Below are 24,873 nucleotides of genomic sequence, written 5' to 3'. Positions count from 1 at the left end.
GCACAAGTCCGCAGGAGGTGCACAGGTCGGGTGGGGCGGGGGAGGGCGGGTCGACGATCTCGCGCAGCTCACTGCCTGGAGTTCAGTTCAGCTGGTCCCGAGCTGCCCTGGAACTGTCGGGCGCCCGTCAGCCCGTCACAGACCGGATGCTGGCGGCCACGACAAGCCGCCCCTGCTCCAGGCATGCCTCGGGGACGTCGCTGTAGCGGTCTGCCTCGACGTTGGAGTCCTCACCGCCCCCGCCGGTGACGGTCTGCCCCGGGCGGACCTCGCCAAGCCCCGGCACGGTCACGCTGGTGCCGTCCTCGGACAGCTTGCTGCCTGCCGGCCACACGAGCGGGACCGGCGCGTCAGAGCCCTCTGTGAGCAGACCCAGGCAGCCTCCGGGACCGAGCCCGAGCACTCCTCCGATCTCGGCGTCGGAGCCTTGTTCGGAGTCCTTGGCCACGAGTGCGATCGCGCCCTGGTGCTCCTGGACGTCCACGGCGCCCGACCCGCCGCACGCCGAGAGCATCAGCACGGTCGCCGTCAGCGCCCCGGCCCGCACACTCCGACCGAATTCGGGGGAGATCATGATGTGAGCTTCACTGTGAGGCCAAGCTGGGTGGCCGTAGAGCGGATCGGAGTGTACATGTCTCGGTTCTTCAGCAGGTACGTCTTGTAGCCGGAGTGGACGCCGTAGCCGTGGTGGCCCCAGAAAACTGGGCCTCCGCTGTCGCCGCTGTCAGCCTTGCGGTTCTTCATCATGATCAGGTTGCAGTAGTCACCGCGGCACTGGCCGGTCCTGTAGACGTCGTCGCAGGTGTTGCTCGTCGTCTTGCCGTACTTGCACAGCGACTGGCCCTTCACGGCGTTGACGGTCGCGGTGATGGTCCGGCGCTGACCGCTGGTGTAGTAGAACGACGCCGAAGCGGCCTCGCTCGAGCTGTGCCACTGCACATCCCCGTACTGCTTGGCCAGGACCCCCCGGAAGTAGAGAATGTCGCGACCAGCGTAGGTCTGGCTGTTGGAACAGTGCTCCGCAGTCAGGAGACCATGGGAGTAGTAGGCGTTCTTCACCGAGAAGCCGGCCGTGCAGCTGCCCAGGTGCCCACCCCGTAGACCGTGTCGGAGCCACCGCCGACCGTACCCTTGGTGATGGCGACCGTGACGCCGGCCGGGATGCGGGATGCTGCCTTGGCGACCTCTGGCGTTGCAACGACCTGACTTGCCGTCCTGGTGGTCGCCCCAGGCGCCCCGTCGAAGGTGACCGACACCGTACCTGTCTCCGCGTCGATGTCGGTGTGGACCTCAGCCCCACCGGTAGCGTCCCGTACCGCATAGTGCAGCGCCTCCCCGGCCGCCTTGACGTCCTTCTCGGCCCAGCCGATACCCTGCACAACCTTGACGCGAGCCGGTGACTGGTTCGCGACCTCGGCCGCACCCGCGGGCAGGGCGCCCTTCATGCCTACCTCGCCTACGCCCTTGTCCCAGCGGGCGTAGGCGAACTGGTCGGGGAACTGCTCCGAAATTTCGGTCGTGAGACTGGCGAACTCGTTCTGCCCAGCAAGCTCGGCTACAGCCTGGTCCATGCTGATGCCCTTGTCCTTCGCCACCACGCCGATGTCGAACAGCTCAGCCTCGGTCAGCTCCACGGCTCCAGTCCCGCCGACGAACATCGTGTCGACACTCGAGACCGTCGCCGCTGTCCCTGCATTCGCTGCCACGACTCCCGAAAGCGCAAAGCTCAAGAGAAGACCGAGCCCAGAAATCCACCGGATCCTCATTGCCCCCATCCTTTCGCTGCCCCACTGCAGATGCCTCAGGCTACCAGGAACGTGGATCCAGCGGCAGGCATCTGAAGGTCACGATGTGGTGTCGGGGCGGGGGAGGACGCGCCCGGTCACAGCGGCATGAAGCGCCCGCCGTTGACGTCCAGCACCACGCCGGTGATGTAGGAGGACTCGGGACCGGCGAGGAAGAGGACCGGGTCGACGATCTCGCGCAGCTCGGGAAACCGGCCCAGGGGTATGGCGTCGAGCACCTCGTCGCGCTCGCTCGCCGGCATCTCGTCGTACATCTGCTGCAGCCTGCCGGTGAGGAAGAGCCCCGGCGCGACCGCGTTGACCCGCTGGCCCCGGCCGCCGACCTCGCGCGCCAGCCGCCGGGTCATGCCGAGCACGGCAGCCTTGGACGCCGCGTAGGGCACGCCCGTCACCGGCGAGGGCTGCCGGCCGCCGATCGAGGACACCGTGACGACCGCGCCGTCGTCGGGCATCCGGGCCAGCGCCGCCTGCGCGCAGTAGAACGTCCCCTTGACGTTGACGTCGACGACGAGGTCCACGTGCTCCGGCTCGATCTCCTCGAGGATCTTCGGGGTGCCCAGCGACCCGCCGGCCAGGGTGACGAGCACGTCCAGGCCGCCCAGCCCGCCGACCACCGCGTCCATGACCGCCGCCACGGCGTCCCGGTCGCTGACGTCCACCTCCCAGCCCCGGGCGGACACCCCATACCCCTCCGAGAGGGCGGCCGCGGCCTCCTGCACCCCGCGCACGTCGAGCACCGCGACGGAGGCCCCCTGCGCGGCGAAGCCCTCGCAGACCGCCCGCCCGATCCCGCCGGCGCCACCGGTGACCACGGCGACCTTCCCGGTGAACCTGCCCTCGCCCGTCATCGCAGCCTCATTCCGTGTTGTTGACGACCGTCGAGAACTCAACATAGTGTGCGGGTGCTGGCAACGACAACGGCGAAGGAGTCGGTGGATGCGCATCGCGATCATCGGGGGCGGCCCCGGCGGGCTCTACTTCGCGGCGCTGACCAAGGCCCTCGACCCCTCGCACGAGATCACGGTCTGGGAGCGCAACGCCCCCGACGACACCTTCGGCTTCGGCGTGGTCTTCTCCGACGAGACCCTCGGCGGCATCGAGCACGCCGACAGGGCGGTCTTCGAGGCGATGCAGCGCGAGTTCGCCCGCTGGGACGACATCGACGTCCACGTCGACGGGCAGGTCCTCACCTCCGGCGGGCACGGCTTCGCCGCGATGTCGCGCAGGCGGCTGCTCGAGATCCTCCAGGCCCGCTGCCGCGAGCTCGGTGTCACCCTGCACTTCCGCACCGAGGGCCCCGACGTCGAGGAGCTCTCCGCCACCCACGACCTCGTGCTGGCCGCCGACGGCCTCAACTCGGCGGTCCGTCGCCGCTACCAGGACACCTTCCGCACCACCCTCGACGTGCGGAAGTGCAAGTACATGTGGCTGGCGACCAGCAAGGTCTTCGAGGCGTTCAAGTTCTACATCCTCTCCACTCCGTGGGGCGTCATGCAGGTGCACGGCTACCCCTACGACGCGACCGGCTCCACCTTCATCCTGGAGATGCACGAGGACGTATGGCGTGCCGCCGGTTTCGACGCCGGCGAGGACCGGGCGTGGGTCCCGGGGGAGTCGGACGAGGAGTCGATCGCGCGGATCCGCGAGCTGTGCGCCGACATCTTCGAGGGCGAGGACGTCATGGCCAACAACTCGCGGTGGATCTCCTTCACCACCGTGCGCAACGAGTCCTGGCGGCGCGGCAACGTCGTCATCCTCGGCGACGCCGCGCACACCGCGCACTTCTCCATCGGCTCGGGCACCAAGCTGGCGATGGAGGACGCGCTCGCGCTCGCCGCGTGCCTGCACGAGCAGCCCGACGCGGACGCGGCGCTGACGGCATACGAGACCGAGCGGCGACCGGTCGTGGAGTCCACGCAGCGCGCCGCCCAGGCGAGCCTGGAGTGGTTCGAGAACCTCGGGCAGTACACCGACCAGGACACCGAGCAGTTCGCCTTCAACATCATGACCCGCAGCCGGCGCGTCACCCACGACAACCTCAAGGTGCGCGACCCCGAGTTCGTCAAGCGGATCGACCACTGGTTCGCGCGGGCGACGCCCGGCGGCCGCCCCGACGCGCCGCCGATGTTCCAGCCCTTCCGGCTCGGCGGGCTCGAGCTGCACAACCGCGTCGTCGTCTCCCCGATGGACATGTACTCCTCGCCCGGCGACGGCATGCCCACCGAGTTCCACCTCGTCCACCTCGGCGGCAAGGCGATGGGCGGCGCCGGCCTGGTGATGACCGAGATGGTCTGCGTGTCCCCGACCGGCCGGATCACCCCCGGCTGCACCGGCATCTGGAGCGACGAGCAGACCGACGCCTGGCGCCGGATCGTCGGCACCGTGCACGAGCTGTCGGAGGCCAAGATCGGCCTGCAGGTCGGGCACTCCGGCCGCAAGGGCTCGACCAAGCTCATGTGGGAGGGCATCGACCAGCCCCTGGACGACGGCAACTGGGAGGTCGTCGGGCCCTCGCCGCTGCCCTACCAGCACGGGGTCAACCAGGTGCCGCGCGAGCTGACCCGCGAGGACCTGGAGGGAATCAAGGCCGAGCACGTCGAGGCGGCCCGCCGCGGTGCCGAGGCCGGCTTCGACCTGCTCGAGCTGCACGTGGCGCACGGCTACCTGCTGAGCTCGTTCGTGTCGCCGGTCACCAACCAGCGCACCGACGAGTACGGCGGCGACCTGCGGGCCCGGCTGCGCTACCCGCTCGAGGTCTTCTCCGCGATGCGCGAGGCCTGGCCGGCCGAGCGGCCGATGACCGTGCGCATCTCGGCCACCGACTGGGTCGACGGCGGCATCGACGTCGAGGACGCGGTCCAGGTCGCCCAGGCCTTCAAGGACGCCGGCGCCGCCGCGATCGACGTCTCCTCCGGGCAGGTCACGCCCGACGAGCGGCCCGCCTTCGGCCGCAGCTACCAGACGCCCTTCGCCGACGCGATCCGCAACCGGGTGGGCATCCCCACGATCGCGGTCGGGATCATCTCCTCCTGGGACGACGTCAACTCCATCGTCCTCGCCGGCCGTGCCGACCTGTGCGCCGTCGGCCGCGCCCACCTCTACAACCCGAGCTGGACGCTGCACGCCGCGGTCGAGCAGGACTACGACGGCCCCGGCGCGGTCTGGCCCACGCCGTGGCGCGCGGGTCGCCGCAAGCCGCAGACCGGCCGCACCGACGGGCCCAGGCCGCGCCTGCAGCTGGTCCGTGAGGGCGAGCAGGGCACCCGGCACGCCAGGTGGAGGCCGGGCACGTGACGCTCCGCCCCCTCTGGGACGCCCGCGGCGTCGCGGTCGTCGGCGCCAGCGACCGCCCCGGCGCCGTCGGGCGGCTGCCGGTCCAGTTCCTCCAGCGCTACGGCTACGCCGGCGGGATCTACCCGGTGCGCCCGGACGGTGCGCCCGTCTGCGGGCTCACGTCCTACCCCTCGGTCGCGGAGGCGTCGCGACAGGGTCCGGTCGACCTGGCCATGATCATGGTCGCCGCCGACAAGGTGACCGCCGCCGTGCGCGACTGCGCCGCCGCCGGCGTGCCGGTCGTCGTCGTCTGCTCCAGCGGCTTCGCCGAGACCGGCGAGGGCGGCGCGCTCCTGCAGGACGAGCTGGTCACCGTCGCCGGCGAGCTCGGCGTGCGGGTCCTCGGGCCCAACTGCATCGGCACGGTCGGCACCGCGACCGGGCAGGTCAGCTCGTTCTCCCCGCTCTTCTCCGGCGAGCGCACCGAGCTCGTCCCCGGCGGGCTGGGGTTCGTCAGCCAGAGCGGTGCGCTCGGCTATGGCGCGGTCTCGCTCGCCTTCGAGCGCGGCCTCGGCCTGGGCTGGGTGGTCAACACCGGCAACGAGGCCGACCTCTCCGCGGCCGAGGTCATGGCGGCCGTCGCCGGGGAGGAGGGCTGCACCGGCCTGCTCGGGTATGCCGAGTCGCTCACCGACGTGCACGCCCTCGCCCGGGTGGTCGCCTCCGGGGTCCCGGTCGCCCTGCTCAAGGCGGGGCGCTCGGACGCCGGTGCCCGCGCCGCCGCCTCGCACACCGGTGCGCTCGCGGCAGGGGACACGGTCGTCGACGTCGCGCTGCGCCGGGCCGGTGTCGTGCGGGTCGACGACGTCGAGGAGCTGCTCGACGTCGGTGACGTCATGGGCCTGGTCCCGTCGGTGCGCGGGCGGCGGGTGCGCCGGGTCGCGGTCGTCACCACCTCCGGCGGGTCGGGCATCCTCACCGCCGACGCGATCGAGACGCACGGCGACCGGCTGGAGCTCGCCGCGCTGTCCGCGGCGACGACCGCCGCGCTGGAGGAGATCGTCCCGGCCTACGGCGCGACCGGCAACCCGGTCGACGTCACCGCCTCGGTGATGAGCAACCCCGCACTCTTCGACCGGGCGCTGACCACGATCGCCGGTGACCCCGGCGTCGACGCCGTCGTCGCCTGCTTCTGCGTGCTGACGGGCAAGGACGTCGACGACGTCGTCGCCGCGCTGGCCCGGGTGCGCGAGGCCACCGGGGTGCCCGTCGTCGTCGTGCGCACCGGTGCCGACCACCTCGCCCCGCAGGCCGCCGCGACCATGCGCGCCGCCGGCCTGCCGGTCTACACCACGCCCGAGCGCGCCGTCCGGGCGCTCGCCGCGCTCAGCCAGATGGCCCGGCCGGACGTGCGCGAGCGTCCGGCGCCGCCCGCGGTCGACGCGCACCTGACCGCGGACATGGGGGAGGACGAGCTCAAGGCGACCCTCGCCCGTCTCGGCCTGCCCGTCCCCGTGGGCCGGGTCGCGGCCGACCGGGACGACGCCGTCACCGCCGTGGCCGAGGCCGGCGGTCGCGCCGTGCTCAAGGCCGTCGTGCCCGGGCTGCTGCACAAGTCCGACGCCGGAGGCGTCGTCCTCGACGTCACCGCCGAGCAGGCGCCCGAGGTCTTCGACCGGCTCGCCGCGATGGGCGGGGAGGTGCTCGTCGAGGAGCTGGTGCCCGGCGGCCTCGAGGCCCTCGTCGGCTCCACCGACAGCCCGCTGGGCCGGGTGCTCACCGTCGGCGTCGGGGGCGTGCTCACCGAGGTCGTCGCCGACGTCGCGCTCCGGCTGCTGCCCGTCGACCGGCAGGACGTCGAGGAGATGCTCGACGAGACCCGCCTGGGCCGGCTGCTCGCCGGTGTCCGAGGCCAGGGCCCCGCCGACCGTGCCGCGCTCGTCGACACGGTCCTGGCGGTCGCCGGCGTCGCCGCCACCCTGCCGCCGGGCGCCGAGCTCGACCTCAACCCCGTCACCGTCCTCGCGCAGGGCGACGGCGTGCGGATCCTCGACGCGGCCCTCGCCACGGCGGACGAAGCGGGAGACTGACCAGATGGACATCGGCACGCTGCTCACCCGCGCCGGCCACCGCTTCGGCGACCGGGTGGCCGTCGAGGGCACAGAACCCGGCGACCGGCGCACCTTCGCGCAGCTGGCCGACCGCGTCACCGCGATCGCCGGCGGGCTGCTCGCCCTCGGTCTGGAGCCCGGGGACCGGGTGCTGGACCTGCAGAGCAACAGCACGACCTACCTGGAGACCGACCTGGCGATCCGCGCCGCCGGCCTGGTGCGGGTCGCCCTCAACCACCGGCTGCACCCGAGCGACTGGGAGCGGATCGCCACCGACTCCGCCGCGCGCGGGCTGATCTACCACGAGCGGTTCGCCGACGACGTCGCCGCGGTGCGCGAGCAGGTGCCGCACGTCGTCGTGGTCGGCGACGGGCCCGAGACCTCCCTGGAGCAGCTCGTCGCCGGCGCCACCGCCGGCCGGCTCCCGGTGCGCGCGCCCGACGACCTGTGCGGGCTGCACTACTCCTCGGGGACGACCGGGCACCCCAAGGGCGCGCAGCGCACGCACCGCAACTGGTTCGCCTCCATCGTCAACATGACCCAGGACGTGCTCGGCGGGCCGCCGGACCCCGACGCCGACTGCTACGTCCACGCGGGCCCGGTCACGCACACGTCCGGCCTGTTCGTGCTGCCCTTCCTCGTCGCCGGCGCCCGGCAGATCGTGCTGCCGACCTGGGACCCGCAGACCTTCCTCGAGGCCGTCCTCGAGCGCGGCGCCACCCACACCGCGCTGGTGCCGACGATGGTCGCGCGCCTGCTGTCCCACGGCGCCACGCGGGAGGACCTGGCGGGGCTGAAGATGCTCGGCTACGCCGGCGCGCCGATGCCGCCGGAGCAGATGCGCCGCGCGCACGACGAGCTCACGCCCCACCTCGTCCAGTACTACGGCCTCGTCGAGGCCATCCCGCCCGTCACCGTCCTCGACGCCCCCGACCACGAGCGCGGCCTCACCTCCGACCCCGAGCTGCTCACCAGCGCCGGCCGCCCCGCGCTCGGCGTCGAGCTCGCCGTCGTCGACGAGGACGGCCGCCGCCTCCCGCCGGGCGAGGTCGGCGAGGTCATCACCCGTGGCGACCACGTCATGGCCGGCTACTACAACGCCGCCGAGCGCACCGACCTGTCCAAGGCGGTCGTCGACGGCTGGCTGCACACCGGCGACCTGGGCCGGCTGTCCGGGAGCGGACACCTGTGGCTCATCGACCGCAAGGGCGACATGATCATCAGTGGCGGCTACAACATCTATCCCCGCGAGGTCGAGGAGGTCATCGCCGAGGTGCCGGACGTGGCGCAGGTCGCGGTCGTCGGCGTCGCGGACTGCGACTGGGGCCAGCGCGTCGTCGCCTTCGTCACGCCCCGGTCCGGTGCGGGGGTGACCGAGGAGGCGGTGCGCGAGCACTGCGCGAGCCGGCTCGCGTCATACAAGAAGCCCAAGGAGGTCCGGGTCGTGCAGGAGTTCCCGCTCAACTCGACCGGCAAGATCGCCAAGAAGGTGCTCCGCGCACAGCTCGAGGAGGGTATGAGGTGAGCTGGGACGACCCGCACCTCCAGGTCGACTACGCCCCCGAGGGCGCCGAGCGGCCCGGCGAGTACCCCTACACCCGCGGCGTCAGCGACGAGCCGAAGGTCTGGATCATGGGGCAGTACGCCGGCTTCGGCACCGCCAAGGAGTCCAACGCGCGCTTCCGGGCGCTGCTCGACGCCGGCGTCACCGGCTTCTCCGTCGCGATGGACCTGCCCAGCCAGATGGGCATCGACTCCGACGACCCGCGGGCGGCCGGCGAGGTGGGCCGGGTCGGCGTGGCCATCGACAGCCTGGCCGACATCGAGGTGCTCATGGACGGCATCCCGCTGGAGGAGCTGTCCCAGGTGCGCACGACCGCCAACTCGATCGGCTACCTGTGGGCGGCGCTCTTCGTCGCGCTGGCCGAGAAGCGCGGCGTCCACCCGGACGAGTTCGGGATGTTCATCCAGAACGACGTGCTCAAGGAGTTCATCGCCCGCGGCACGCAGATCTTCCCGCCGCAGCCCTCGCTGCGGCTGGCCGTCGACTGCATCGAGCACGTCGCCCGCGAGACCCCGAGCTGGGTGCCGCTCGCCATGAGCGGCTACCACATCCGCGAGTCCGGGGCCTCGGCCACGCAGGAGATCGCCTTCACGTTCGCCAACGCGCGGGCCTACCTGGACGAGTGCGTGCGCCGCGGGGTGGACGTCGACCAGGTGGCGCCGACGCTGTTCACCTTCCTGGCGATCACCACCGACGTGCTGCCCGAGGTCGCGAAGTTCCGCGCGGCCCGACGGGTGTGGGCGCGGCTGATGCGGGAGCGCTACGGCGCGAAGGACCCGCGCAGCGAGCAGCTGCGGATCTTCGCCTTCACCGCCGGCTCGACCCTGACCGCGCAGCAGCCGATGAACAACGTGGTGCGCGCCTCCGTCGAGGCGACCGTCGCCGCGCTCGCGGGCGTGCAGACGCTGCACGTGTCGGCCTACGACGAGGCGCTCGGCGTGCCGACCGAGGCCGCGGCGACGCTGGCCCTGCGCACCCAACAGGTGGTCGCCTTCGAGACCGGGCTCACCACCACCCTCGACCCGCTCGCCGGCTCGTATGCCGTGGAGCAGCTCACCGACGAGCTCGAGGCGTCCATCTGGGCCCTGATGGACGACATCGAGGAGTGCGGCGGCGCGCTGGAGGCGATCGGGTCGGGCCGGTTCGCGCGCGACCTTTCCGAGGCGGCCTACCGGCTGGCCCAGCGGGTGGAGTCGGGGGAGAAGACCGTCGTCGGGGTCAACCGCTTCCCGGCCCCGACCGAGCCGCTGGAAGTCTTTGCGATCGACCCCGCGACCGAGGAGTCCCAGGCGGCCTCGGTGCGGAGGCTGCGTCAGACGCGGGACCAGGCGGCGGTGGAGGCTGCTCTGGAGCGGTTGCGGACCGACGTGCAGGCCGGGCGCTCGGTAATGCCGGCGACGATCGAGGCGGTCAAGGCCTACGCGACGCTCGGCGAGGTCGTGGCGGTGCTCAAGGAGGAGTTCGGCAGCTGGCAGCCGAGCGCGGAGTTCTGACCCGGACGCGGGGCTGGCGCTGCTCCGCGGAGCAGCGCCTCCCCACACCGACCGGCGACACGGTTGGCCCGCCGCCCGGTCGACGCAGGACGGGACCTGGCACCCGGTGATGCGGCGTGCCGCTCGACGCCCTCGTGCAGCTGGCCGCACCCACGAACGAGCGATCCGCGGCAGGAGCGGATGCCTACTGGTGGTGACGCAAGATGTTCAGAACCTGCCCATCAGGCGTTCGCACGAAGAAGCGTCGAACCCCCCACGGCTCGGTCGTCAGCGGGTGCACGACTTCGTAGCCGCGGCGGAGTGCTTCCTCGTAGGCCTCGTCCACGTCATCGACCGCGATGGAGACAGCGGGGACGTCCGCAGCTGACGCATCGTGCGTGAGGATCTGCAAGCTTGCCCCCGAAGGCGCGAGGTAACGCGCTACCCAGTCAAGGCCCATTTCTTGGCGCTCCAGGCCGAGGAAGCCGCCGTAGAACTCATCCGCCGCGGCGATGCTGTCGACGGGCAGGTCGGGAATGATGCGCACGACTCTCATGCGTCGAGGTTCGCAGGCCGCCCCCACCTCCGCAACACCCCGATGACACCAATGCCCAGAGTACGTGGTCCGGTGCCTCAACGAGGGACTGCTCGCGAAATCGTGTCGACGGGTGCACCCTAGGACATGGACGGTGTGTTGTCGGTGAGGTCGCCGTACGCAGATCACGACGCGATACGCCAAGGGCGTACGTGAGGTCGTCTAAGAGGGATCGGCGCCGGATGCTGGACGAGGCGGTCGCTTTGACCGGCTGGTAGGACACGCTCACCGGGGATCGTCGTGCACCACTTTGGTGGACTCCACTAAGAGGTACTCATGGCTGAGGAAGGTGCTGCCGACGAGAAGAAGGACCCTGCCCCTGGCACCGTGGAGGCCTGGGGCCGTTCCCCGGACAACCCGGTCGGGGGCTGGTACCGACTGCGCAAGGGATACCGCCGCAGATTCGGCATGTACCTTCCGCCGCTCCTCGAGGCGCTCGACCTCGCAGAACTAACTCACCAGGCCCGCAACAACCAGATCTGCGCCCGCTGAACCCGAATGCCGCGCTGCCGCCATGTGCCGCGGGAGTCAGCCTTCCTACTGGGACGTCCGCCCGGCGGCGGATGCGCGCGTTCGTCGGGGGCTTCGCTGGCAGCGTGGGGCTCAGTAGTTGCGTCACTCCTACATGGCCGGGGCATTGTCGCCGACCTCTGCCGCAGAATGGGGTATGCGAGTTCCTGTGTGGAAGCGCGCCCTCGCCGTGGTGGCCCCCGTGTGGGCCACCGTGCTCGGTGCCGCGATGGCCGTCCAGTGGGAACTGAGCGCCGGGGGTGCCTTCCACGAGATGCCTCCCGGAGCGTCGACCGTAGGCCGATGGATGGCAGAGACCCTCCCCCTCGTGGCCGGCGGACAGCCGGTGTGGTGGTGGCGCGGACCTTTCTTCCTCTCTCTCGCAGCAGCGCTTCCCTTCGTGTGGTCGGTCACCAGCTTGGTGCCATGGACGCTCGCGCGTTGGGGCACCCGCATCGGCCTTCTCGTGGCGACGGCGGCCATCGGCTTGGAGTACAGCACTCCGAGCTACGGCTGGTTGATCGACCTGGCGGCGCTGCTCCTGGCCATCGGAGGGACCGAGGCCTGCGGTGTCTCGGCACTGCGTCACGGGGTCCTGCCGAAACCAGTGGCGTGGTCGTTGATCTGCGCGCTGCCACTGACGGCGGTTGCTGGGTTCCTCGTCTTCTGGTACCTGCCGCCAGCGCTCACCGTTGGCCTCCTCATCAGCTGGGCACTGGCGGCCATCCTCGTCGCGGAACACAGCGGCACCGCCTTGATCAGTCGCTTCATACGTCGATTCTGGCTCAGCGGCATAGCCTTGCGTTCGCGGTCAGCGTCCCCCGCGGCCCGAGCAGTGCATCGTTGGCGCATCTGGTGGATGCCAGCACTCCGCAGTCAGTCGTACATTTCGTACGTTGCATCGTTGGTGCGAGAACAGGAGCCGACGTGAAGGTCATCAGGCGGGTGATCGTGTTCGACGCCAGCGATATCGAGGCCGAGAGCAGATTTTGGGCGGGCCTCCTGGGTGGTGAGGTGCACCGCGACGAGGACTGGCACAGCATCGTGGTCAACGGCGAGTGGGTGATGGGTGTGCAGCTCGCCCCCAACCACGCGGCCCCGGAATGGCCCAGCGGCCAACAACAGCAACAGGTGCACCTGGACCTGCACGTGGAGGACTTGGCGCAGGCCGGTCGGCTTGCGGTCGCTCTCGGAGGTCGCCAACTGCAGGCAGCGAAGAGACCAGCCGACAACCCCGATGGCAACGAGATGTTTGCTGTCTACGCCAGCCCAGCAGGCCACCCGCTCTGCTTCGGGGTGCACTGACACAGACCCGTGAATAACCCGGCCGAGGCGTGCCCGTGAGGGCGCGGGCGGAGACCGGCACGTCGTTCCGGACCGGAGGGTCAGGCGGCTGGGTCGATGACGACCATATGACCGAGCCGTTCCAGCTGTGCGGCGAGGCGGCGGGTGTGGGCTTCCTGGGTCCGGCGCGACACCCAGTGAGCGCCGAGGTCGCGGTAGGGCTCGTCGTTGATGAGCATGTGGTAGGCCGACACCAGGAACGAGTGCGCGACCGCGACCTGGCTTCTGCCCCGGCCGCGGCGTTTGGCCAGGCGGGTGTGCTGCGCGGCGAGGTAGTTCTTCCCGTGCCCTCGCGCCACCGATCCGGCGGCCTCGACGAGCATCGCGCAGAGCCACTTGTTGCCGTGCCGGGTGCCGGCCGGACGGGTCTTGCCCGCGGACTCGTACACGCCGGGGGCGATCCCGACCCAGGAGGCCAGGTGCGCGGCGGAAGGGAAGCGGGACATGTCCGCGCCGGTCTCGGCCACGATGACCTGCGTCCAGGGCGTTAGTGATGGCGGCGTGCCATAGCACAGAGAGCGAGCGCAGGATCAGCGGGCCTGTGGTGCGCTCCCCTGCGGCGGACTTCGAGGACCCGCAAGACTGGGACCATTAGCGGCATCGTGGCGCGGCCTGTTGCCCTTGCCGAGCAGGTGCAGCACCGGGTGGCCCCGCAGGACGTCGGTGTAGTCCTCGAGGCGCACGGCTGCGGCCTCGGAGACGCGCAGTGATTTGATCCCGAGCAGGTAGGCCAGTGCGCCGTGGTGGACGATGGTCTGGGCGACCTGAAGGAAGCGGATCAGCTCCAGCCGGTCCAGGCCCGGCCCTGGGTGCGGGACTTGTCCCGCTGGACTCTCGGGAGCCGGGCGTACACGGCCGGGTCGGCCGGGATGGTGCCGTCGATGTGCGCGAACCGGAAGTAGCCCCGGACGGCGTGCATCATCGTGTTGACAGGGCATGCGTTATGCGTGGCCCCGGAGTACCGGGCCAGGAACGAGACCGCCGCGAGCCGTGCGGCTCATCGAGGACGGCTGGAACGGCGGCACCGTCCTTGAGGTGGTCGTGGTGGACGTGGTCGCCTCCTGCGGCGACCTGGACTGGGGCCTCAGCGGTGCCCGCGGCTAGCGCGACGAGGCTCTGAACGACTTCGACGCTACGTCGAAGCGCACAAGCATCGCCTCCGGCGATGAGCACGCTATGACGCGCCCGCGCGACCGTGCCCGCCAGACATCAAACCAGTGGGATGACGGGCATAGGGTGGGTCGCCATGGATCCCGACCAGCCTGGGCTCTTTGAGCTGCCCGATCGCGAGACGCAACTTCCTGCCGAACGAGGGCACCGCGGGAGGACCCGAGAGGTGTAACGGACTTGGGACCTGCGGTCCCTGTGCCGGTCGCTGAGAATGGGGGTGTCGTCCGGCGACGTCGACACACACTGGTGCGGGTGAGCCCGTAGAGGTGTATGACGCGAGGTCCTCGGGTGTCGCTGGATTGTTGCTACGAGCACGCGGGTCTGTGTCCTGGCAGAGGGTCTTCCGGACGGCGTCGGGTCGCGATGGTCGCGGCCGATGACTGGGAAGGGAGCTGGGACAGATGCAAGTGCTCTTCGAGCGGGTGGCCGGGTTGGACGTCGGCAAGGACTCGGTGACGGTGTGCGTGCGCACCCCGGGAGCCCGGCGTGGCCGGCACGCGGAGACGCGCACGTTCAAGACGACGACCGGGTCGTTGCGGGTGATGCGGGACTGGCTGACCGAGTGCGGGGTCACGATCGCGGCGATGGAGTCGACCTCGACGTACTGAAAGCCGTTCTACTGCCTGGAGGAGGTGATGGAGGTGTGGTTGCTCAACGCCGCGCACATGAAGGCGGTGCCGGGTCGCAAGACCGACGTGCGGGACGCGGAGTGGATCGCCCAGCTGCTGGAGCACGGATTGCTGGCGCCCTCGTTCGTGCCGCCGCCGGGGATCCGCTCGCTGCGGATGCTGACCCGCTACCGGGTGCAGCTGATGGGCGACCGGACCCGGGAGTGCATCCGCCTGGAAATGATGCTGGAGGACGCCTCCATCAAGCTGTCATCGGTCGCGTCCACGCTGACCACGGTCTCGGCCCGGGCGATGCTGGCGGCGATGATCGCCGGGGAACGGGACCCGCTGGTGCTGGCCGAGCTGGCCAAGGGCAAGATGCGCCGCAAGATCCCCGACCTGGCCCAGGCGTTGGAGGGGCACTTCGACGCCCACCACGCCCAGCTGGCCCGCTCCATCCTGAACCGGCTGGACATGGTCGAGCAGGACCTGGTCGAGGCCGACGAGGCGATCACGGTCGCCTGCGCGCCGTGGGCTCACCAGATCGAGCTGTTGCAGACGATCCCTTCTGTCGGTGAACGCGTCGCCCAGGTGATCGTGGCTGAGACCGGAGCCGATATGTCGCGCTTTCCTTCCGCGGCGCACCTGGCCTCCTGGGCAGGGCTGGCACCCTCGGTGTACCAGTCAGCGGGCCGCACTCGACCCTCCGGTACCCGGCATGGCAACAAGTGGCTATGCGCGATGCTGGTCGAGTCCGCTGGCTCGGTGGGACGGATGAAGGGCAAGAACTATCTCGCGGCCCAGCACGCCCGCCTGACCAAGCGCCGCGGGGCGGGTCGGGCTCAGGTCGCGGTCGCGCACTCGATTCTGGTGTGCGCCTACCACATGCTCAAGAACGACGAGCCCTACCTTGACGTCGGTGCGGACTGGTTGGCCCGCCGCAACCAGTATACCGGAACGACGTGTCGGGCTCCGCCCGACGCGCTCCCGCGCACGCCCTGGCCCGGGTTATTCACGGGTCTGTGGGAACTGACCGCCACCGCGGAGATCACCATCACTGATCCTGCAGCCCTGCAGGCCGCGGCGCGGGCGGACGAGGGTGTCGTGATCGCCGCCTCGGGCGGAGACCTCGGCCTCGACGACGCCGAGGGTGAGGCACCGGATACCGCGCCCGGCGATGACGTCTTCGATGCACTTGCCTGGCTGATCTGGCCCAGTCATGGACTGGAGGGGGCGCTGGAGGCCGGCGCCCTGCGGATGCTGTCGGTGGAGAGCGAGGCCAGGGGCGACTCCGTCGATCACGGGACGGCCACGTGGAGCGTCACGGCCAAGCTCACTGACGTGCAGGCGCTGCGCCGGTTGGCCGCCCGGGCATGCCCGGACGAGGCAACGGAGATCTCGGCCAGCCTGGCGGTGGCCTGGCAGCGGGCAGCCGACCCGTTCGCGCCGCTGCGCTCGGTCGCCGGAATCACCTGGAAGCCGGGGCGAGTCCTCGTCGAGCACCTCCCGGCAAGGGCTAACCGGAATCCCTGAAGCCACGCAGAGCTGGCTCCATCCGGTGGGACCGCAACCCTCCAGGTCTTCTCGCGGCGGTGACGCGGGTGTACACCGAGCCGTAGCCCAGCCCTGGCGGCAGGTACAGTTCCGGGGCGATGATGGTCACCGATCTGCAGCACTTCCTCGACCTGCCCCTGGATGCACCAGGCCCCGCACGCCGGCTTGCCGAGCAGCTGGGCGACCTCGTCAGCGCGGCCACCGCAGGCGACGCGGGTACAGCTTGGGAGAGCGCGCTGCCATGTCGCCGCCGCCCCGGCCACCGTGCCTGCCCGGGCCGGATGGTTCTGCACCGCGACCTCGACGTCTCGGTTCCGATCCGTTGGCAGTGCAGCAGCTGCGCAGACCAGGGCCGCATCAGTAACTGGGCCGATTCACCGTTCGACCTGCGACCGCGACGGCTCGCTCGCGCCGAGCCCGTCCACCAGATCCTCATCCCCACCGAGGTGGCAGCGACGCTGCGCGAACTGAACCTGCTCGACGTCGACTCTCAACGGTTGGTGTTCCGGATCCATCCTCACGCCACCGGCAAGGTCGTCCTGCCTGCCACCGAAGACGGACTGGAGGAACTCATCGGGTCCCTCGCAGCCGAAGCCAACCACGAAACTGACATGCGTCGCCAGCGGCGACTCGACGTTGCCTTCGAAGCGCTCAACGCCGCAGCCGGCAGCAACGGAGCCTGACCGGTGGCCGTTCCAGAGCGACCGACACCTGACCATCGTCGAGCGGCGCGCGCCCTGGCGCGAGGACTTCGGACCCGAATGGACGAGCCTGCCCATCGCGCGCCTGCGATACACCGCAAAGGACAAGGCCTGGACCTTGTACTGGAGGGACCGCAACCTCCGCTTCCACCTGTACGACCGGGTCGGGTCCGCACGCACCATCGAGTCCCTCCTAGACGAGATAGACCGCGACCCCACCCACATCTTCTGGGGCTGACCAACCCTCGTAGCCAAGCCCTCTCCAACAGTGACCGATCAAGCGAGTCCAACATCCAACTTCTCGAGGTCTAGACGGACTTCGACAAGGCCTACAAATGGCGAAACGCGGCGGAAGGGGCTACGTCGAAGCGCTGGACTCTCGTCGAGGGCCCGCGCCGAGGGACGTTAGAGGTCCAGCAGCAGCGCGAGGGTCTCTCGGACCTCGCCGAGTACTACGGGGCCGACATTTCCGGTGCGGTGCTGGATACGCGAGGTGGCCACAGATCGCACGTGCTGGCACTGCGCCGAGGAACGCTCTGCAAGACGGTTGCCGTGATCAGGGTCGATGACCACTTCGGTGCTGCTGGACCGGATGGTGCGGGTCAGCGGCACTACCTGCACGACGTTCGGTCCACCCGCCAGCACCCGTGCGGCAGTGACGACGACCGCGGGACGATGTAGCCCCGCCTCGCTACCGGCCGGAGTGCCGAGGTCGAGCTCGACGACGTCACCCGGCGTCAGCATCGAGCCAGGCCGTCTCATCCTCAGTGAGATCTTCGGACAGGTCGCGGCCCATGCCGTCTTGGCGCAGCGCTCTCAGAGCGCTGCTCACCAACTCGTCGATCGTCTCGTGGCGCTCGGCCGCCAAGCGGGTGACCCGGGCGTGGGTGTCCCGGCTGATGCGTATCGTCGTCGTCTCGGCCATGTGGCAACGGTACGCCATGTAGATGATTCCGTCTACACGGCGGCTCGCCCTCCAACTGCTACCCACGACGCGAGTAAAAGCGCCCGGCTCGCGGCGAAGTGACGCGCTTGTCGGCTGCGGCGTGCAAGGGGTTTCGTGACTAACCAGCACGGGCGAAGCGGGGTGCAGTTGGCCATCCCGACCCGAGGGTTCCTTGTGGCCCGCCTGGTGACGCGCGTCCGCCGCGACGGTGTCGGGTCAGGTTAGGTCGATGGTTTCTGGGTTGCGCCATTCCGAGTTGGAGAGCTGTGTGATCCGCCAGCCTAGGGCCAGGCCTGCCGCCGCCCCGAGTGCGTACTTTAGACCGAGGACCGCGAGGACGCCGCCGGGGGCTACCACCTCGAGGACGAACGCCACGCCGGCGAGTCCGACGACCCAGAGTGGCACCAGCCGGCGACGGTAGAAGGCGATCGGGAGCAGGATCACCGACAGCCCGTACGCCACGACCAGCGGCATCACGAGCAGTCCGATCGCCGCATCGCCGTTGATACTGTCAAGAGTCTCGATTGCCGCGGCGCGGTCTGGTGCTGCGTCTACGACCTGGATCGTGATGAGGGAGAAGGTGGCGTAGGCGACGTGGCCGAGGGCGCCCATCACCCCGAAGAGGGCGGCGGCCCAGGCCAGCCGCCTCCCGCGGCCGCGGACCACCCGCGCGGCGCCGATCACGCCGACGACGAGCAGGATGGATGAGATGACGAGTACGACGGCCTCGACCGTCAGGCGGCCGGGGGCCGAGGACGCCACGTCGTACAGGCCAGTTGCCTGCCCGTCGTTCGGCGGCGCGATGAGTCCGCCGATGCCAACGAGCATGGCGGAGCCGGCGAGCGCCGCTGCCGTGACGATGCGATGGGCGTGTGAGGCGTGTGTGTCGACTGGACTTGTTGCGGACAACGCCTGTGGTTCGTTGCGCATGGGTTTGGCTCCTCATTGACGGAATCGGACCCGGTAAGTCCATCCGTTCTCGCTGGCTCGCGCGTCGGCCGCAGAGGCAGTTTCGGTAGCTCTTGGCTCCAAGAAATCGCGGAGCCTGTTCCATCCGCAGGTTGAGGGAGCTGGCCGCAAGGTGGATGCATCCCGCGGCGGTACCTGAGACGCTGATGGGCATGCGGTGGGTCGGTGATGGGCTCGACGTCCACTCCGTCAGCTCGTCGGTCCGGACGATGGGTGCGGAGCGTCGAGAGGACATCCTGCTCGCGGGAGTCATCGGACTCGCTGGCCTGGTCGAGGTGACGCTCGGGGCGGTCCCCGGCCACGCGTTGGTCGCGAACCTGTCCCTGCTGGTCATGACCGCTGCGCTGATAATACGGCGGCTGCGCCCGCGCACGTGCCTCACGCTCGTCCTGCTGGCGCTGACCGTCCAGTCATTCCTCGGCGTCGCCGTCAACGCCCAGCTGATGACGATCCCGTTCATCCTCGTCGCCGCCTATTCCGTCGGCGCGCACCTCGATCGGAAAGCCTCGGCCATCGGCCTCGCGATCGGCACCACGCTGGTCTCGGTTGCGATCGCGGCCACAGGCGTGGGCGGCTCCGACTACGGTTTCGGTCTGCTCCTCATCACTGGTCCGTGGATCGCTGGTGTCCTGGTCCGCGCGCGCGCCGGCGCGGAGGCGGAGGCGGTCGCCAGCGCGCAGCGCCGGACGAGACGGGCGGCCGACGACGAACGAGAGCGCATCGCCCGAGAGCTTCATGACATCGTCTCTCACGGCCTCTCTGCGATGGTCGTGCAGGCAGCTGCTGCCGCCGAGCTGATTGACTACTCACCCGAGGCTGCTCGTAAGGCCATGCACGAGGTCCAGGCGACAGGTGCTGAAGCGATGCTCGAGATGCGCCACATGTTGGGGCTGATGCGCGGAGGCGAGACTGCCGGACGCCGACCTCAACCGGCCCTCGATGACGTGCACGAGCTCATCGCCGCCGAGCAGGCCGTGGGTCACTCGGTGAGCCTGAGCGTCCAGGGCACACCTCGTGAGCTGCCGCGCGGGTTGGCTCTCTCGATCTTCCGGATCGTCCAGGAATCACTCACCAACGTGCGCAAGCACGCGAGCCGGAGCCGCTGCGAGGTGATCATCACCTACACCCCCGTCGCCCTACAGGTGGAGATCATCGACGACGGAGGCGGTCGTCCCCAGCGCCCGGAGAGTCCTGGCTTCGGGATCATCGGCATGAGCGAACGTGCCCGGCTCTATGGCGGGACACTCGAAGCCGGACCACGCTTGCCGGATGGCAGCTGGGTCGTCCGGGGCCGGTTCCCCTTGGAGCATCACGTGGGTGAGTCATGATTCGCGTCCTCGTCGTGGATGACCAGGCACTCGTGCGCGAAGGGTTCCAGGCAATCCTCGACTCTCAACCCGATTGCCAGGTCGTCGGCGCAGCGGAGGACGGGGTCGATGCTGTCGAGCAGACCCTTCGACTGACTCCGGACGTCGTCCTGATGGACATCAGGATGCCGCTGCTGGACGGCGTCGAGGCAACCCGTCGGATCTGTTCCGACCGGCACTGGACCGGACGGGTCATCGTGCTGACGACCTACGGGGCCGATGAGAACGTCTGGGACGCCTTCCACGCAGGCGCGTCGGGCTTCCTCCTGAAGACCACGACCGCCGGTGACCTCGTCCACGCGGTACGGTCCGTCGCCGCAGGGACGGAGCTGATCGCTCCCGACGTGACCAGGCAGCTGATGCGCCAGTTCATGGCCAAACCACGCCCCGGCGAAACAGCACCCGGACTCGCTGAGCTCACCGAGCGGGAGCGACAGGTGTTCGAGCACCTGGCCAACGGCCGCTCGAACGCCGACATAGCCCGCGTGATGTTCGTGTCCGAAGCCACGGTGAAGACACACATCAACCGGCTCTTCGCCAAGCTCGGAGTGCGTGACCGCGTGCAAGCAGTCATCTTCGCCTACGAGTCAGGATTCATCTCCCCCGGACAACGCGCTGAGCAATAGCAGCGAAGCGCGCGTCTATCTGGGCGGAACTGACGTGGCAGCCCGACTATACGCCGGCGACGTAGGCGGTGAGGAAGTGGACGCCGTGCCGGTCGAGGTTGCCGCGGGCTCGGTCGTAGTGCTCGGTGGTTCTGGGGTCAGCGTGCCGGGCGAGGATCTGGGCGTCGCGCAGGGGCACGCCGGCGTCCAGGGCGTTGGTGATGGCAGCGTGCCGAAGCGAGTGGGGGCTGATGTGCCTGGGGATACTCGCGCTCCTCGCGATGCGCTGCACCATCCGGTAGACGTCACGACGGTCGATCGGTCTCCCGGAGAGCGGTCGCAGGATCAGCGGCCCGGTGGTGCGCTCACCGCGGCAGGCCTCCAGGACCCGCAGGACGGGAACGGTCAGCGGCATGGTGGCGGGCTTGTTGCCCTTGCCAACCAGGTGCAGCACCCGGTGGCCTCGCAGCACGTCGGTGTAGTCCTCGATCCGCACCGCCGCGGCCTCGGAGGCACGCAGCGCGTTGACCCCGAGCAGGTAGGCCAGCGCGCCGTGGTGGACGGAGATCGTCTGAGCAACCTGCAGGAAACGGATCAGCTCCAGCCGGTCCAGGCCCTGAGTGCGCGACTCGTCCCGGTGGACCTTCGGGAGCCGGGCGTACACGGCCGGGTCGGCGGGGATGGTGCCGTCGATGTGGGCGAACCGGAAGTAGCCCCGGACGGCGTGCATCATCGTGTTCACCGAGGAGTCCATCAGGCCGGCGTCCCCGAGGTCACGGATGTAGAGCTCGACGTGGGCTCGCTGTATCCCGACCAACGGGTCCAACCCGTTGGTCCCGCACCAGGCGAACCAGCGACCCAGTTGCGCCCGGTACAGGGCATGCGTGGCCCCGGAATACCGCGCCAGGAACGAGACCGCTGCCAGCTGCGCGGCACTCATCGAGGACGGCTGGAACGGCAGGATCGTCTCGGAGCTGGACGTGGTGGACATGGTCGCCTCCTGCGGCGACCTCGTTGCGCCACTGTCGACGCCCGCCGCCAGCGCGACGAGGCACTGACCCCAACGACGCTACGCCGAACACTGGACCCGCCCGGCGATGAGACGTGCGACGGAGCGCGCGACCTTCCGTCAGACATCGGACCAGCGGAGCTGAGGGGCATAGGGTCGGTCGGCATGGATGCCGACCAGCCAGGTCTCTTTCAGCTGCCCGACCACCAGCCGCAGGTCCCTCCCCAGCCACCGCAGCGCGGGAAGAACCGGCAGGTGTGGCAACTGACCGCCACCGCAGAGGTCACCATCACTGATGCTTCTGCCCTGCAGGCCGCGGCGCGGTCGAACGAGGGCGTCGTGATCGCCGCCTCGGGCGGTGACCTCGGCGTCGAGGAGGCCGAGCGTGAGGCACCGGATGCCGCGCCCGACGATGACGTCTTCGATGCCCTTGCCTGGCTGATCTGGCCCAGCGATGGGCTGGAGGAGGCGGTGGAGGCCGGCGCCTTGCGGATCCTGTCGGTGGAGAGCGAGGCCAAGGGCGGCGACTCCGTCGACCACGGGACGGCGACCTGGAGTGTCACGGTCAAGCTCACTGACGTAGAGGCGTTGCGCCGGTTGGCCGTTCGGGCCTCCCCGGGCGAGGCAACAGAGATCTCGGCCAGCCTGCCGGTGGCCTGGCCACGAGCATGCGACCCGTTCGCGCCGCTGCGCTCGATCACCGGAATCACCTGGAGGCCGGGAGGAGTCGGCGTCGAGCACTGCCCCGCCAAAGCTGGCCGGAGCCACTGAGGCCACGGCGAGCTGGACTTCCTCTCCGGGGCCGCTACCGTCCATACCTACTCGCGGCGAAGTGATGCGGTCTCCTGATGACGTGACCCGCCGCGACGCTGGGGTGCTGCTGGGGTGCTGCCCTACCCGACAGAAGTGCGCCAACTAGGCTCTATTGTACAAAATCGCGGTTTATGCGGTACCGTTGATCCATGAGAGAGATCACTGTCAGCGACGCCCGAGCTCGACTGGCGGATGTCGTCGATGCCGCCCGCATCGGGCACGACCCGATCTACCTGACCCGTCGTGGCCGGCGGGTGGCTGCCGTGATCGATGCCAACGATCTGGACGGGTTGATCGCAGCCGCGGAGGACCTTGCCGACATCGAGGCCGCCCGGGCCGCCCGAGCCGAGCTGGACGAGGGCGAGACTGCCATCCCGTGGGATCAGGTCAAGGCCGACCTCGGCCTGGCATGACATATCGCGTCGAGGTCGCGCCTGCCGCGGTGCGCCAGCTGCGTAAGCTCAACCCAGATGCGCGGCGCCGCGTGCAGGCAGCGGTCGAGCTGCTCGCGGACCAACCCCGGCCCAATGCGGCGAAGAAACTCGTCGGTGGAAACGGTGAGTGGCGGGTTCGCACTGGCGACTACCGCATCATCTACGAGATCCGCGACGACGTCCTTCTCGTCCTGGTCGTGGCCGTCGGCCACAGACGCGACATCTACCAACGTCGCTGACGATCCACCGAGTCCCACTACGCCGGCGCAGGTCCGCTCGCGGCGAAATGACGCACTCCGCAACGATCGACCCAATGCCGATGAGTTCAGTGGGAAGCAAGCCCGGATATGGCAGACAAGAGACCAAGGCACACTCGTCCGGGCAAATGCTTCTACGACATCAAGAACGTCGTATCAGGGTCGTCGAAGGCTACAGCGACGTTGTAGCGCAGGAGGGTCCTGATGAAGTACACAGACACTGAACACGTAACCCGGGTGCTCATCGATTACGGGAGGGACTCTCGGTGCCGCGAGCGGTCCGGTGCGGGCGCGACGCGGGTTGTTGTACGATCCCGGCATCCGTGGACTGAGGGAGCACGACGTGGTGGACGAAGAAGGGGCCGAACTTGCGCGCATGCGTGAGGCGGAGGCCAAGCGAAAGAGCCGGAGTAAATTAATCGGCGGAGTCGCGGCGGGAGTGGTGCTGCTGGGTGGAGGCGTACTCGTCGGCTCAACCCTGGGCGACGGCGAGACCGAGCCCGGAGCCGAGCAAACCCCACCTGTATCAACCGCGTCGGCTGGGGTCCAGCCAAGCGCCCCTGTCGAAATCGACCCGCCCAGCCCGGCCGGTGGAGAGGTGGTTGACCCAACAGCCAGCGATACTGAGCCGGCAGCTGTCGACTTCAGATTTGCAACTGAACGGGTGCCGTACTTTCATGACGGTGGGGACATCAGCCAGATGCGAGCCTTCTACGCGGGCCTGGACCACGATTGGATACTAGGTTCCGCACCGGAAGCAGGGCGTAATTATGTCGAAAACTTCCTGGTCGAGAGGGGCGCATCGACGCCTCTTGCCCACCACGCCGACTTGATAGATCGTGAAGACAACACGTGGCTGGCTGACTTAGAGACCCCTGGTGGGGGGACGGAATCGGTTGAAATCGCGGTGGCAGCTGGTGAAAATATCACTGCCGTCCTAAACGTCTATCTCGTCAACAAGGATGAGCTAGGCATAGATATCGATCGGGTAATGCCAGAATCACAAAGGATATTCGATGCTATGGGTACCTATCTGATACGGGGCATGGCAGAGACAGGCGAAGACCGCACACTTTGTGAGGATGAATTCGACTGTCCGTCGGCGCTCGACCACGCTGGTCTCCGGCAGATGATCGCCACGGCTGACGCCTTGCCGGCTGACAGCGTTGTCCTTGGCGCTCAGATCAATTTCTTCCCTGATGAGCGAAATCGACATGACGACATCACGCTCCACTACATCGATGGTGCGACCAGTGAACTACTCACCGCCGAATTTTCGGTCGATAATCGCTTCATGTTGTACCCACTAGAAGTGCCCTTTACTAGCGACTCGATGGCCAACGCCATAAATCAAAACTACTTAGGTGCGCCGAATGGTGACGGCGACATAGCTCAAATTTACATGGAGAATGAGGACGCGATCCATGATAAGATCGGCAATCGACCGCTAAACTAGCTGAATAGATTGCCCATCCTCGTTCTTTCGTGGGTCGCCGTCGGCCGTGGTGTGACGGCGTTGCAGGAGATGTCGGGGGGTAGTTCTGGCACTGGGGTAGGACAGAGTTCCGGACGGCCTTCCGCGACGTCAGTTTTCCATGGTCCCAGGCGGTGTGCTAGCTGGTCGGGACAGGATGAGCGCTGATGGGTCAGGGAGGGGCGAGGGCGGTCAGGTGCTCCACCTGTCTGGGACGAGGTTGGCGACCGGCGCGTTTTCTGCGAGCCAGAGGTTCCGTTGGATACGGAGGGAGCACACAGTCCGGGCGCCA

At 69.1% G+C, this 24,873-nt stretch carries 28 protein-coding genes; 17 read left to right on the top strand and 11 right to left on the bottom strand.

The features are described 5' to 3' along the window. Positions 1-127: 127 nt before the first annotated feature. The 4 genes from DV701_RS11170 to DV701_RS11155 all read right to left on the bottom strand — a co-directional run bounded on the left by DV701_RS11170 (position 128) and on the right by DV701_RS11155 (position 2,653). Positions 128-574, bottom strand: a complete 447-nt coding sequence (locus DV701_RS11170; protein WP_162802981.1) for a hypothetical protein — start codon at positions 572-574, stop codon at positions 128-130. After that, entirely contained in the window at positions 571-1,059 is a 489-nt protein-coding gene (locus tag DV701_RS11165) for a trypsin-like serine protease (RefSeq protein ID WP_114928371.1), read from the bottom strand. The genes DV701_RS11170 and DV701_RS11165 overlap by 4 nt, the downstream gene beginning before the upstream one ends. Further along, a complete protein-coding gene (locus tag DV701_RS11160) occupies positions 1,056-1,766 on the bottom strand; it encodes a hypothetical protein (protein ID WP_114928370.1) in 711 nt (236 codons plus the stop codon). Before DV701_RS11160 ends, DV701_RS11165 begins: the two co-directional genes overlap by 4 nt. Positions 1,767-1,882: 116 nt before the next feature. Then, the gene (locus DV701_RS11155) at positions 1,883-2,653 is read right to left on the bottom strand and encodes an SDR family NAD(P)-dependent oxidoreductase (protein WP_114928369.1); all 771 of its coding nucleotides are present in this window, start codon (positions 2,651-2,653) and stop codon (positions 1,883-1,885) included. Between the two features lie 88 nt (positions 2,654-2,741). Here DV701_RS11155 and DV701_RS11150 point away from each other — a divergent pair, with 88 nt between their 5' ends. Genes DV701_RS11150 through DV701_RS11135 form a run of 4 tightly spaced genes read left to right on the top strand, consistent with a single transcriptional unit; the run spans position 2,742 to position 10,246 of the window. Continuing rightward, entirely contained in the window at positions 2,742-5,099 is a 2,358-nt protein-coding gene (locus tag DV701_RS11150; RefSeq protein ID WP_114928368.1) for a bifunctional salicylyl-CoA 5-hydroxylase/oxidoreductase, read from the top strand. Continuing rightward, complete coding sequence (locus DV701_RS11145) at positions 5,096-7,168, top strand: acetate--CoA ligase family protein (RefSeq protein ID WP_114931038.1); 2,073 nt, start codon at positions 5,096-5,098, stop codon at positions 7,166-7,168. The genes DV701_RS11150 and DV701_RS11145 overlap by 4 nt, the downstream gene beginning before the upstream one ends. Before the next feature lie 4 nt (positions 7,169-7,172). Then, complete coding sequence (locus tag DV701_RS11140) at positions 7,173-8,714, top strand: class I adenylate-forming enzyme family protein (RefSeq protein WP_114928367.1); 1,542 nt, start codon at positions 7,173-7,175, stop codon at positions 8,712-8,714. After that, positions 8,711-10,246 carry an acyl-CoA mutase large subunit family protein gene (locus DV701_RS11135; protein ID WP_114928366.1) on the top strand — a complete coding sequence of 512 codons (1,536 nt, stop codon included), beginning with the start codon at positions 8,711-8,713 and terminating at the stop codon, positions 10,244-10,246. Before DV701_RS11140 ends, DV701_RS11135 begins: the two co-directional genes overlap by 4 nt. A gap of 184 nt (positions 10,247-10,430) precedes the next feature. Here the strand turns inward: DV701_RS11135 and DV701_RS11130 are convergent, their stop codons facing one another. Further along, a complete protein-coding gene (locus DV701_RS11130) occupies positions 10,431-10,781 on the bottom strand; it encodes a VOC family protein (RefSeq protein ID WP_114928365.1) in 351 nt (116 codons plus the stop codon). Between the two features lie 315 nt (positions 10,782-11,096). Between DV701_RS11130 and DV701_RS11125 the strand changes: the two genes are divergently transcribed. From DV701_RS11125 to DV701_RS11115, 3 genes are all read left to right on the top strand, one after another. Next, positions 11,097-11,312 (top strand): DUF6855 family protein, encoded by a 216-nt coding sequence (locus DV701_RS11125; RefSeq protein WP_407669311.1) that lies wholly within the window; start codon positions 11,097-11,099, stop codon positions 11,310-11,312. Positions 11,313-11,637: 325 nt separating this feature from the next. After that, positions 11,638-12,261, top strand: a complete 624-nt coding sequence (locus tag DV701_RS11120; protein ID WP_202863506.1) for a hypothetical protein — start codon at positions 11,638-11,640, stop codon at positions 12,259-12,261. Beyond that, complete coding sequence (locus DV701_RS11115) at positions 12,258-12,635, top strand: VOC family protein (protein WP_114928364.1); 378 nt, start codon at positions 12,258-12,260, stop codon at positions 12,633-12,635. The genes DV701_RS11120 and DV701_RS11115 overlap by 4 nt, the downstream gene beginning before the upstream one ends. Before the next feature lie 80 nt (positions 12,636-12,715). Here DV701_RS11115 and DV701_RS11110 read toward each other — a convergent pair whose 3' ends face one another. Continuing rightward, positions 12,716-13,141, bottom strand: coding sequence for a transposase (locus tag DV701_RS11110; protein WP_202863505.1), 426 nt, complete (start codon positions 13,139-13,141; stop codon positions 12,716-12,718). Positions 13,142-13,452: 311 nt separating this feature from the next. Then, positions 13,453-13,596 carry a hypothetical protein gene (locus DV701_RS18265; RefSeq protein WP_162802980.1) on the bottom strand — a complete coding sequence of 48 codons (144 nt, stop codon included), beginning with the start codon at positions 13,594-13,596 and terminating at the stop codon, positions 13,453-13,455. Between the two features lie 649 nt (positions 13,597-14,245). On the opposite strand from DV701_RS18265, the gene DV701_RS18465 reads away from it, so the two are divergent. The 4 genes from DV701_RS18465 to DV701_RS19155 all read left to right on the top strand — a co-directional run bounded on the left by DV701_RS18465 (position 14,246) and on the right by DV701_RS19155 (position 16,945). Continuing rightward, positions 14,246-14,452 carry a hypothetical protein gene (locus tag DV701_RS18465; protein ID WP_202863504.1) on the top strand — a complete coding sequence of 69 codons (207 nt, stop codon included), beginning with the start codon at positions 14,246-14,248 and terminating at the stop codon, positions 14,450-14,452. Between the two features lie 15 nt (positions 14,453-14,467). After that, a complete protein-coding gene (locus tag DV701_RS18460) occupies positions 14,468-15,985 on the top strand; it encodes an IS110 family RNA-guided transposase (protein WP_267874148.1) in 1,518 nt (505 codons plus the stop codon). 119 nt (positions 15,986-16,104) lie between these two features. Then, positions 16,105-16,689, top strand: coding sequence for a hypothetical protein (locus DV701_RS11100; RefSeq protein ID WP_114928363.1), 585 nt, complete (start codon positions 16,105-16,107; stop codon positions 16,687-16,689). Beyond that, complete coding sequence (locus DV701_RS19155; protein WP_228254986.1) at positions 16,643-16,945, top strand: DUF3024 domain-containing protein; 303 nt, start codon at positions 16,643-16,645, stop codon at positions 16,943-16,945. The genes DV701_RS11100 and DV701_RS19155 overlap by 47 nt, the downstream gene beginning before the upstream one ends. 167 nt (positions 16,946-17,112) lie before the next feature. On the opposite strand, the gene DV701_RS11090 is transcribed toward DV701_RS19155, so the two are convergent. From DV701_RS11090 to DV701_RS11080, 3 genes are all read right to left on the bottom strand, one after another. After that, the gene (locus tag DV701_RS11090; protein WP_114928362.1) at positions 17,113-17,451 is read right to left on the bottom strand and encodes a type II toxin-antitoxin system PemK/MazF family toxin; all 339 of its coding nucleotides are present in this window, start codon (positions 17,449-17,451) and stop codon (positions 17,113-17,115) included. Next, the gene (locus DV701_RS11085; RefSeq protein ID WP_114931034.1) at positions 17,435-17,632 is read right to left on the bottom strand and encodes a hypothetical protein; all 198 of its coding nucleotides are present in this window, start codon (positions 17,630-17,632) and stop codon (positions 17,435-17,437) included. The genes DV701_RS11090 and DV701_RS11085 overlap by 17 nt, the downstream gene beginning before the upstream one ends. A 237-nt stretch (positions 17,633-17,869) precedes the next feature. After that, complete coding sequence (locus DV701_RS11080; protein ID WP_114928361.1) at positions 17,870-18,583, bottom strand: hypothetical protein; 714 nt, start codon at positions 18,581-18,583, stop codon at positions 17,870-17,872. 131 nt (positions 18,584-18,714) lie between these two features. Here DV701_RS11080 and DV701_RS11075 point away from each other — a divergent pair, with 131 nt between their 5' ends. After that, entirely contained in the window at positions 18,715-19,950 is a 1,236-nt protein-coding gene (locus tag DV701_RS11075) for a sensor histidine kinase (RefSeq protein WP_162802979.1), read from the top strand. Continuing rightward, a complete protein-coding gene (locus DV701_RS11070; RefSeq protein WP_114928359.1) occupies positions 19,947-20,615 on the top strand; it encodes a response regulator transcription factor in 669 nt (222 codons plus the stop codon). The genes DV701_RS11075 and DV701_RS11070 overlap by 4 nt, the downstream gene beginning before the upstream one ends. 46 nt (positions 20,616-20,661) lie before the next feature. Here the strand turns inward: DV701_RS11070 and DV701_RS11065 are convergent, their stop codons facing one another. Beyond that, on the bottom strand, positions 20,662-21,585 hold the full coding sequence (locus DV701_RS11065) for a tyrosine-type recombinase/integrase (protein WP_114928358.1): 924 nt from the start codon (positions 21,583-21,585) through the stop codon (positions 20,662-20,664). A gap of 183 nt (positions 21,586-21,768) precedes the next feature. On the opposite strand from DV701_RS11065, the gene DV701_RS11060 reads away from it, so the two are divergent. From DV701_RS11060 to DV701_RS18260, 4 genes are all read left to right on the top strand, one after another. Continuing rightward, a complete protein-coding gene (locus DV701_RS11060; RefSeq protein WP_114928357.1) occupies positions 21,769-22,374 on the top strand; it encodes a hypothetical protein in 606 nt (201 codons plus the stop codon). Between the two features lie 191 nt (positions 22,375-22,565). After that, on the top strand, positions 22,566-22,829 hold the full coding sequence (locus DV701_RS11055) for a type II toxin-antitoxin system Phd/YefM family antitoxin (protein WP_114928356.1): 264 nt from the start codon (positions 22,566-22,568) through the stop codon (positions 22,827-22,829). Further along, positions 22,826-23,089, top strand: a complete 264-nt coding sequence (locus DV701_RS11050) for a type II toxin-antitoxin system RelE family toxin (RefSeq protein WP_114928355.1) — start codon at positions 22,826-22,828, stop codon at positions 23,087-23,089. Before DV701_RS11055 ends, DV701_RS11050 begins: the two co-directional genes overlap by 4 nt. A gap of 361 nt (positions 23,090-23,450) precedes the next feature. Next, positions 23,451-24,563 (top strand): hypothetical protein, encoded by a 1,113-nt coding sequence (locus DV701_RS18260; RefSeq protein WP_162802978.1) that lies wholly within the window; start codon positions 23,451-23,453, stop codon positions 24,561-24,563. The last annotated feature ends 310 nt before the right edge of the window (positions 24,564-24,873 follow it).

Origin of the sequence: Ornithinimicrobium avium (assembly GCF_003351765.1) — a bacterium.
Taxonomy (GTDB): domain Bacteria; phylum Actinomycetota; class Actinomycetes; order Actinomycetales; family Dermatophilaceae; genus Ornithinicoccus; species Ornithinicoccus avius.
Note: the sequence above shows the minus strand (reverse complement) of the source record. Positions and strands in the feature narration are given on the sequence as shown.

Excerpts from the sequence above, each read along its gene's own strand:
- DV701_RS11150 (WP_114928368.1), top strand. The coding sequence starts at position 2,742 with ATGCGCATCGCGATCATCGGGGGCGGCCCCGGCGGGCTCTACTTCGCG.
- DV701_RS11125 (WP_407669311.1), top strand. The coding sequence starts at position 11,097 with ATGGCTGAGGAAGGTGCTGCCGACGAGAAGAAGGACCCTGCCCCTGGC.
- DV701_RS11055 (WP_114928356.1), top strand. The coding sequence starts at position 22,566 with ATGAGAGAGATCACTGTCAGCGACGCCCGAGCTCGACTGGCGGATGTC.
- DV701_RS11120 (WP_202863506.1), top strand. The coding sequence starts at position 11,638 with ATGGCAGAGACCCTCCCCCTCGTGGCCGGCGGACAGCCGGTGTGGTGG.
- DV701_RS18265 (WP_162802980.1), bottom strand. The coding sequence starts at position 13,596 with ATGATGCACGCCGTCCGGGGCTACTTCCGGTTCGCGCACATCGACGGC.
- DV701_RS11070 (WP_114928359.1), top strand. The coding sequence starts at position 19,947 with ATGATTCGCGTCCTCGTCGTGGATGACCAGGCACTCGTGCGCGAAGGG.
- DV701_RS11100 (WP_114928363.1), top strand. The coding sequence starts at position 16,105 with ATGATGGTCACCGATCTGCAGCACTTCCTCGACCTGCCCCTGGATGCA.
- DV701_RS11130 (WP_114928365.1), bottom strand. The coding sequence starts at position 10,781 with ATGAGAGTCGTGCGCATCATTCCCGACCTGCCCGTCGACAGCATCGCC.
- DV701_RS11090 (WP_114928362.1), bottom strand. The coding sequence starts at position 17,451 with ATGCTGACGCCGGGTGACGTCGTCGAGCTCGACCTCGGCACTCCGGCC.
- DV701_RS11140 (WP_114928367.1), top strand. The coding sequence starts at position 7,173 with ATGGACATCGGCACGCTGCTCACCCGCGCCGGCCACCGCTTCGGCGAC.
- DV701_RS18465 (WP_202863504.1), top strand. The coding sequence starts at position 14,246 with ATGCAAGTGCTCTTCGAGCGGGTGGCCGGGTTGGACGTCGGCAAGGAC.
- DV701_RS11080 (WP_114928361.1), bottom strand. The coding sequence starts at position 18,583 with ATGCGCAACGAACCACAGGCGTTGTCCGCAACAAGTCCAGTCGACACA.
- DV701_RS11160 (WP_114928370.1), bottom strand. The coding sequence starts at position 1,766 with ATGAGGATCCGGTGGATTTCTGGGCTCGGTCTTCTCTTGAGCTTTGCG.
- DV701_RS11170 (WP_162802981.1), bottom strand. The coding sequence starts at position 574 with ATGATCTCCCCCGAATTCGGTCGGAGTGTGCGGGCCGGGGCGCTGACG.
- DV701_RS11155 (WP_114928369.1), bottom strand. The coding sequence starts at position 2,653 with ATGACGGGCGAGGGCAGGTTCACCGGGAAGGTCGCCGTGGTCACCGGT.
- DV701_RS11065 (WP_114928358.1), bottom strand. The coding sequence starts at position 21,585 with ATGTCCACCACGTCCAGCTCCGAGACGATCCTGCCGTTCCAGCCGTCC.
- DV701_RS11060 (WP_114928357.1), top strand. The coding sequence starts at position 21,769 with ATGGATGCCGACCAGCCAGGTCTCTTTCAGCTGCCCGACCACCAGCCG.
- DV701_RS11085 (WP_114931034.1), bottom strand. The coding sequence starts at position 17,632 with ATGGCCGAGACGACGACGATACGCATCAGCCGGGACACCCACGCCCGG.
- DV701_RS11050 (WP_114928355.1), top strand. The coding sequence starts at position 22,826 with ATGACATATCGCGTCGAGGTCGCGCCTGCCGCGGTGCGCCAGCTGCGT.